This is a genomic window from Mycoplasma marinum, from assembly GCF_004335975.1.
GTDB classification, from domain to species: Bacteria; Bacillota_I; Bacilli_A; order Mycoplasmatales; family Metamycoplasmataceae; genus Mycoplasma_K; species Mycoplasma_K marinum.
In genome coordinates, this window is the sequence record NZ_PSZO01000123.1 from 1 (window position 1) to 535 (window position 535).

The window sequence follows — 535 nt, forward strand, 5'->3', positions numbered from 1 at the left end:
AAACTAACGTTAATTTTATGTTTTTCAAATAATAATTATCAACATGAGCTAAAATGCTTTTATGATATTTACCTAATTTTCTAGTAAATATATATTGGTCTTTGTTTTTATTTATATTCACGGATTTTCCGTAAAATTCTTCATTGTTTTTACTTATCGTAAAATTAATTTCTTCTAATTTTTTACTAATTATTAAAGGTAATATACCTAAGATTAATAATGATAATAAGGTAGCAACTCCTAATATTCAGTGCAACCAAAATAAAAAGGATATAATAACCACAAATGTAACAATTGAATAAGTTAAAGAATAAATTGATTCAATTTTCATATTAGTTACTGTTGGTATATCGTTCTGTAATGCATTATTAATTTGACCCAATCTTGCTTTTCGTTTTTGTATTATATTAAATCAATTACCAAGGAAAGTCATCCTCATTTTATTTTTATAAGAAGGAATTAATTTAGAAAGGGTGCGCTTTTCAATAAACCCAAATAAAATATCTAGAAAAAATAAAAATGCGGAAATAGAAAT

At 22.8% G+C, this 535-nt stretch carries 1 protein-coding gene; it reads right to left on the reverse strand.

Features of this window, described 5'->3' with window-relative positions; all coding sequences use genetic code 4:
• Window positions 1–535, reverse strand: a 535-nt coding sequence (locus tag C4B24_RS05165; protein ID WP_168388396.1) for an ABC transporter transmembrane domain-containing protein, incomplete at both ends; no start/stop codon positions are given.